The sequence below is a fragment of the Mycobacterium sp. genome (assembly GCF_032162105.1).
Taxonomy (GTDB): domain Bacteria; phylum Actinomycetota; class Actinomycetes; order Mycobacteriales; family Mycobacteriaceae; genus Mycobacterium.
Map to the genome: position 1 here is coordinate 1 of NZ_JAVRPS010000204.1, position 6,321 is coordinate 6,321.

8 protein-coding genes and 1 pseudogene are annotated in these 6,321 nt (G+C 68.8%); 5 read left to right on the forward strand and 4 right to left on the reverse strand.

The annotated features are described in order from the left end of the window. Nucleotides 1–152 (forward strand): annotated as a pseudogene (locus QOC69_RS10370) (LLM class flavin-dependent oxidoreductase); the annotation flags it as partial. Here the strand turns inward: QOC69_RS10370 and QOC69_RS10375 are convergent. From QOC69_RS10375 to QOC69_RS10385, 3 genes are read right to left on the reverse strand one after another with little or no spacing between them, the layout of a single operon-like run. After that, nucleotides 149–595 carry a nitroreductase family deazaflavin-dependent oxidoreductase gene (locus QOC69_RS10375; RefSeq protein WP_526439041.1) on the reverse strand — a complete coding sequence of 149 codons (447 nt, stop codon included), beginning with the start codon at nucleotides 593–595 and terminating at the stop codon, nucleotides 149–151. The pseudogene QOC69_RS10370 and the gene QOC69_RS10375 overlap by 4 nt on opposite strands. A gap of 4 nt (nucleotides 596–599) precedes the next feature. After that, nucleotides 600–1,037 carry an HIT family protein gene (locus QOC69_RS10380; RefSeq protein WP_526439043.1) on the reverse strand — a complete coding sequence of 146 codons (438 nt, stop codon included), beginning with the start codon at nucleotides 1,035–1,037 and terminating at the stop codon, nucleotides 600–602. A 9-nt stretch (nucleotides 1,038–1,046) separates the two neighbouring features. Then, nucleotides 1,047–2,015 carry an aldo/keto reductase gene (locus tag QOC69_RS10385; RefSeq protein WP_526439045.1) on the reverse strand — a complete coding sequence of 323 codons (969 nt, stop codon included), beginning with the start codon at nucleotides 2,013–2,015 and terminating at the stop codon, nucleotides 1,047–1,049. A 61-nt stretch (nucleotides 2,016–2,076) separates the two neighbouring features. Here QOC69_RS10385 and QOC69_RS10390 point away from each other — a divergent pair, with 61 nt between their 5' ends. After that, the gene (locus tag QOC69_RS10390) at nucleotides 2,077–2,655 is read left to right on the forward strand and encodes a TetR/AcrR family transcriptional regulator (protein WP_526439047.1); all 579 of its coding nucleotides are present in this window, start codon (nucleotides 2,077–2,079) and stop codon (nucleotides 2,653–2,655) included. A 9-nt stretch (nucleotides 2,656–2,664) separates the two neighbouring features. Next, nucleotides 2,665–3,777, forward strand: a complete 1,113-nt coding sequence (locus tag QOC69_RS10395; RefSeq protein ID WP_526439049.1) for an adenylate/guanylate cyclase domain-containing protein — start codon at nucleotides 2,665–2,667, stop codon at nucleotides 3,775–3,777. A gap of 4 nt (nucleotides 3,778–3,781) precedes the next feature. On the opposite strand, the gene QOC69_RS10400 is transcribed toward QOC69_RS10395, so the two are convergent. Further along, the gene (locus QOC69_RS10400) at nucleotides 3,782–4,261 is read right to left on the reverse strand and encodes a VOC family protein (protein WP_526439051.1); all 480 of its coding nucleotides are present in this window, start codon (nucleotides 4,259–4,261) and stop codon (nucleotides 3,782–3,784) included. Between the two features lie 27 nt (nucleotides 4,262–4,288). Here QOC69_RS10400 and QOC69_RS10405 point away from each other — a divergent pair, with 27 nt between their 5' ends. Beyond that, nucleotides 4,289–5,116, forward strand: coding sequence for a helix-turn-helix domain-containing protein (locus tag QOC69_RS10405; protein WP_526439053.1), 828 nt, complete (start codon nucleotides 4,289–4,291; stop codon nucleotides 5,114–5,116). Nucleotides 5,117–5,129: 13 nt separating this feature from the next. Continuing rightward, a partial coding sequence (locus QOC69_RS10410) for an amidase (protein ID WP_526439055.1) occupies nucleotides 5,130–6,321 on the forward strand: 1,192 nt, incomplete at its 3' end.

Genomic DNA, 6,321 nt, shown 5'->3' on the forward strand with positions numbered 1-6,321 from the left:
AGGCCGCCGACCAGGTGCGCGAGTTGGCCGAGCATTTCGGCGTCGACGAGGTGATGGTCAACCCCGTCGCATCCGCGTACCGCGGCGTCGACCCGGCGACCGCGCCGGCCCGCGAGCGGACGCTGGAACTGCTCGCCAAGGAGCTGTTCTAGGGCGTCAGCGCGATGATCGGAATCTGCCGCGTCGTGCGTTTCTGGTAACCGTCGTAGCGGTTGGAGTTGTTGTCGTTTACCAACTTCCACAACCGCGGGTAGTCGGGGTCGTCGGCGCCGATGATCCTCGCCGTGACGGGGAATCGCTTCGGCCCGACGTTGATCTCGACCTTCGGGTTGGCCTTCGCGTTGTGATACCAGCCGGGTGCCTTCGGGTCGCCGCCCTTGGACGCGACCACGAGATAGTCGTCGCCGTCGCGGGCGTAAGACAGCGAGTTGGTGCGCTGCTGCCCTGTCTTGGCGCCCACGGTGTGCAGCAGCAGGCTCGGCGGTCCGCCGGGGATGTGGTGCCCGATCCGGCCGTTCGTGCCCCTGTAGATCTTGTCGTGCAGCATCAGTAGCGGCACGCCCACGCGCTGCTCGATGAATTCGGAGATGTCCATGGCGTCAGTCTCGTTCAACGGTGTCCAGTTGCGCCAGCGCGTCCTGCAAGATGCGCCCCGTGGCCTCCCGGTCGGGATCGCGCCGCACCACCAGCCCCTTGGCGAAGGACAGCTTGTCGCCGGACTTCCGCGGCGCCACGTGCAGGTGGATGTGGAACACGCTCTGAAATGCGGCTTTGCCGTCGTTGATGACGACGTTGTTGCCGTCGGCATGTAGTCCGGACTGGCGCGCGGCTCGCGCGATGCGCTGCCCGATCCGCACCATGTCGGCGGTCGTGTCCGGCGGGGTATCGGTCAGGTCGACGGTGTGCGTCTTCGGGAACACCAGCGTGTGGCCGCGGACGATCGGGCGGATGTCGAGGATGGCCAGGTAGTCGTCGTCCTCGTAGATGCGGATGGCGGGGGCCTCGCCGGCGACGATGGCGCAGAACACGCAGGGCACCCCGATACGTTAGCCGGTGACGGCCGCCGACAGGTCGGCGAGCCGTTGCGTCTCCTGCTCCGACAGCGCGACGTTCATCGCGCCTGCGGCCTCCTCGGCATGGTGCGGTTTGGATGCGCCGGGAATTGCGACGACGGTATCGCCGTAATAGGTGATCAGCCACGCGAGGGCCACCTGGCTGATCGACGCCTGATGGGCGGCCGCGATCTCGCGCATGCCGTCGATCAGAGGAGCCGTACGGTCCAGCCGCCTGTCGGTGAAGCCGGCCATCAGCCGTCGTGCGCGTGGCATCTTGGCCACCAGGCTGCGGTCGTCGTGGAACCTTCCGGTCAGCATCCCGCTGGCCAACGGGGAGTATGCGATCAACGTGACGCCAAGCCGTCGCGCGGTTTCCAGCACACCGTTGGTCTCGATCTTGCGGTGCAACAGGTTGATCTGAACCTGATTGGTGGCCAAGGGAATTCCGCGCGCGGCCAGGGTCTCGTGCGCGATCTCCATCTGCCGGGCCGAGAAATTGCTGACACCGACGGACCGGATGTCGCAGGCTTCGACCAGCCGGGCCATCGCCTGCACCTCGGTGCGCACCGGCGAGAAGCTGCCGTAGCCCATGTGGATCTGGTGCAGATCGATGGGGAAGGGATCCAGCGCCGTTTCCCGGTCGCCGATGGTGCGCTCGATGCTCTTTGCGGTGCGCAGCAGAGGGGCCCATTTGGTGGCGACGGTGGCGTCCCCCGGTTTGATCCCGGCGTGTTCCAGGCCGCTGCTGAGGCCGCGTTCGGACTTGCCGCCCCCGTACATCTCGGCGGTGTCGAACCAGTTGATGCCGCCGTCGATCGCGGTCTTGACGATCACGTCGACCTGCGACTGGGCCAGCGGGGGAAAGAAGGCCGAAATCAGTCCGGCGCCGGAGAACTGCATCGTTCCCAGGCCGATGGGCGAAACGTGAATACCGGTGCGTCCTAGCTCTCGTGTGGTCACGAGACGAGCATACATCGATGCGAGACATTCGTGTCTCGTCATGAGACGTTAACATCGGTGTGTGACTAAGGCCGATGGCACGACCGAACGGACCCGGGCGGTGATCCTCGAAGCCGCTGCGCGGGTGCTCGGCCGGCGGCCCGACGCGGCGATGATCGACATCGCCGACGAGGCCGGGGTGGGCCGGGCCACGCTGTACCGGCACTTCCCGACGCGCGATTCGCTGCTGCAGGGCGCCGCCGACGCCGGTGTCTCCGAGCTGTCGGCGGGGATCGCGGCGGCGAATCTGGACGACCTCCCCATCGACCGTGCGATCGCCAGGCTGACCAGTGTCTTCCTGCGCACCGGCGCCAAGTACGCCGCCTTGATCACCCAGGACGAAGATCGTCTCGACTCGGTTGACAAGCAGCGTGTGGTCCAGCCGGTCCGCGATGTGATCGACCGTGGTGTGCGCGAAGGGGTACTGCGCGCCGACCCGCCCGCCGAGGTGCTCTTCGAGATGTTCGGGGCGCTGCTGGAGCGGGCGCTGTGGCTCACGGTGGCCGGAACCACCACACCCGAGGCGGCCACCGACGCCGTGGTTGACCTGTTCCTCGATGGTGCGCGAAAGGTGGGTCGCGCGGCCGCCGTTGAGGCATAGATTGACGGTGTGACGGCGGACGTCGACATCGAGGCGCTGGGCCTGCTCGACGGCCTCGAGGGAAAGGCGCGCCAGGAACGCGCCGACCTGATCGCATGGCTGCTCGACCGGGGTTTCGACCTCGACCACATTCGTGGGTCGGTCGCTGCTCCGCTGATGTTGGCCGCCAACAGAGTGCTCGGCGACGACGGGGACTACGTGTCTGCGCGCGAGATCTGCGCGACGGCCGGGTTCGACCTCGAGCTGCTGCAGCGTTTGCACCTCGCCATCGGCCTGCCCAGGATCGAGGATCCCGACGCGGCCGTTCTGCTGCGCGCAGACGCACAGGCCGCGACGGGGGCGAAATTCCTCCTCGAGCTGGGCATCGCTCCCGACGACGCGGTGGCCGTCACGCGGGTGATGACGGAGAGCCTCGCTCATGCCGCCGCGATCATGCGAGAGGCAGCCCTGAAAACCCTGCTGCGGCCGGGGGCCACCGAGATCGAGATTGCCGAAGCGTCGGAGGAACTGGCGCGCAGGGCCGCTCCGATGCTCGGGCCGATGATGGAAGACTTCATCCGCCTCCAGCTGCGGCATTCGTTTGCGATCGAGGCCGTCAACGCCGCCGAGCGCGCCGCGGGAGGATTGCCGGGTGCACGGATGGTCACCGTGTGTTTCGCCGACCTTGCGGGCTTCACCAGGCTGGGTGAATCGCTGCCACCCGAAGAGCTGGAACACGTTGCCAGCAGGCTCGCGGAACTCGCCCACGAGGCGGCCGTCACACCTGTGCGCTTCGTCAAGTCGATCGGTGACGCGGTGATGCTCGTCTGCTATGACCCGGTGCCGCTCTTGGAGGCCGCGCTGGACCTGGCGGACGCCGCAGTGGCAAACGACTTGCCCCGCCTGCGGATTGGCGTTGCCTCCGGGTGCGCGGTGAGCCGTGCGGGCGACTGGTTCGGCAATCCCGTCAACCTGGCGAGCCGCGTGACCGCCGCGGCACGTCCTGGGGCCGTCCTGGTCGCCGAGTCCGCGCGCGACGCCATCGGCAACGCGCATGGTTTCGACTGGTCGTCGATTGGCGCCCGACGTCTCAAGGGCGTCGGCTCCGAGGTGAAGCTCTTCCGCGTGACGCGGCTTGGCTGATATCTCAGGCGTTCTCGCTGGCCCACTCGGCCATCCGGCGGTCGCGCTCGTCCGGGGAGACATCTTCGACGCGGGTCATCACCGTCCAGCGCTGACCGAACGGGTCGACGATCGACGCGAACCGGTCGCCGGTGACGAACGTCTGCGCCGGCTCGCGGATCGTCGCGCCGGCGTTCTCGGCCCGCGCCACGACATCATCCACGTCGGGGCAGTACAGCCCAACGGAGTGAGTGGCGAACTCGCCGCGCTTCGGCGCGGCGAGCTCGTAGGCCTCTTGCGGGTCCGACAGCTGCAGACGGCCCGCCCCAGATCCGTTGCCGAAATCCAGTTCGGCGTGCGCGACGATGCCGTTCGGGCCATCCATCCGCTCGACGAGTTTGGCGCCGAACACCTCCACGTAGAAGTCGATCGCCTCGGCAGCGCCGTCGATGCACAGGAATGGGGTCAGGCTCCTGTAGCCCTCCGGGATTGGTTTGACGCTCATGTCTCCCGATCTTCATAGGGTGGTGCGGTGGGAGCTTGGAAAAACGCGACAGCGGCCCCGATGCGCGGACTCGTCGGCCGAGCGGGCACCACGTCGGCGTTCGACCTCGCTCGGTGGGCGCCATCGGATGCCACCGCGGAGTTCGTGGAACACTTCTGGTCGGTGAGCTGGGACCTGCGCGGGCAGGAGCCATTCGACAACGCGGTGATCACGTTTCCGTCGCTGCACCTCACCCACGAGTGGGGCAGTGACGGCCCGCGCCACGGCTTTCCGCTGCCGAACACGTTGGTGCACGGCGTGGTCGAGCGGGTGTTCCGCACCACCATCAGCCAGCGCGGCGCCGTCGTCGGGGCGCGATTCCGGCCCGGCGGGTTCGCGGCGCGCTTCAACAGGGACGTCGCCCCACTGACGGGGCGGGTGCAACCCGCCGATGACGAGTTGTTCGGTGCGCCACTATGTCTCGACGACGACGTCGAATCGGCATCGGCCAGCCTCGACGAGGCCATCGCCGCTGGTACCCAAGAACGCGACCCGACCTATGCGGCGCTGACCGGGCTGGTGGACCGGATCCGCGACGACGACACGTTGCACCGGGTCGAGCAGGTCATGACGCATTCGCCGTGGAGCGCGCGCACCACGCAGCGGGTGTTCCGTCGCTACGTCGGCGTTCCGGTGAAGTGGGTGTTGTGCCGCTACCGGCTGCAGCACGCCGCTCTGGAGATCGAGACGGACCCGTCGCTCGACTTCGCCGACCTCGCGGTCCGGCTGGGCTGGTACGACCAGGCACACTTCATCAACGACTTCCGTTCGATGCTCGGGTGCACGCCCGGCGAATACGCCGCGAGATACGGCTAGCAGAATGGCCTGAATGGACCCTCGCGACCTCGCCTACGCCGGTGCCGCCGAGCAGGCACGCCTGCTCGCCGCAGGCACCGTCACCGCGCCTGCCCTGCTGGACGTCTACCTCGACCGCATCGCCCGGCTGGACGGCGAAATTCGTTCCTACCGAGTCGTTCTCACCGACTCCGCCCGCCGGGAGGCGGCAGCCGCGCAGGACCGGATCGACGCGGGGGAGCGGCTGCCGTTGCTCGGCGTGCCGATCGCGATCAAGGACGACGTCGACGTCGCCGGCGAGGTGACCACCTACGGCACCAGCGCGCACGGGCCGGCCCCCACGCAGGACGCCGAGGTGGTGCGTCGGCTGCGTGCGGCAGGCGCAGTGATCGTCGGCAAGACCTCGGTACCCGAGATGATGATCTGGCCGTTCACCGAGACCTTGACGTTCGGGGCGACGCGCAACCCGTGGAATACCGAGTTCGCGCCGGGAGGCAGCAGCGGTGGCAGCGCAGCGGCCATGGCCGCGGGACTGGCCGCGCTGGCGCTCGGCTCCGACGGCATGGGGTCGATCCGGATTCCGTCGACGTGGGGCGGCCTGTTCGGCATCAAGCCGCAACGCGATCGGGTGCCGCTGGCGCCGCACGACGGTGCGTGGTGCGGGCTGAGCGTCAACGGCCCGCTCGCGCGGACCGTCGAGGACGCCGCACTGTTCCTCGACGTGACGGCCACCGACGCACCGGACGGCGGTTTCGTCGCGGCGGCGGCGCGCGCACCGGGCAGGCTGCGGATCGCGCTGAGCACCAAGGTGCCGCCCCCGCTGACCGCGCGGGTCGGCAGGGCGCAGCGGGCCGCGGTCGCCGAGGCCGGCGCACTGCTGCGCGAACTGGGCCACGACGTGGTCGAACGCGATCCCGACTATCCGCCGAGCGCGGTGTACGGCCAGGCGCTGCCGCGCTACTTCCGCGGCGTCCACGACGACGTCGATGCGCTGCCGCGGCCGGAGCGCCTCGACCGCCGCACGCGTATGTTCGCGCGGATCGGCGGGCTCGTGTCGGAGCGTCGGGTCGCCGCGATGAGCACGGCGGAGGCGGATGTCACCGCGCGCGTCACCGCCATCTTCGACGACGTCGACGTGCTCATCACGCCGGGCACGGCGACCGGGCCGTCGCGCGTCGGCGCCCACCAGCGCCGCGGCGCCATCTCGACGCTGGCGCTTGTCGCGG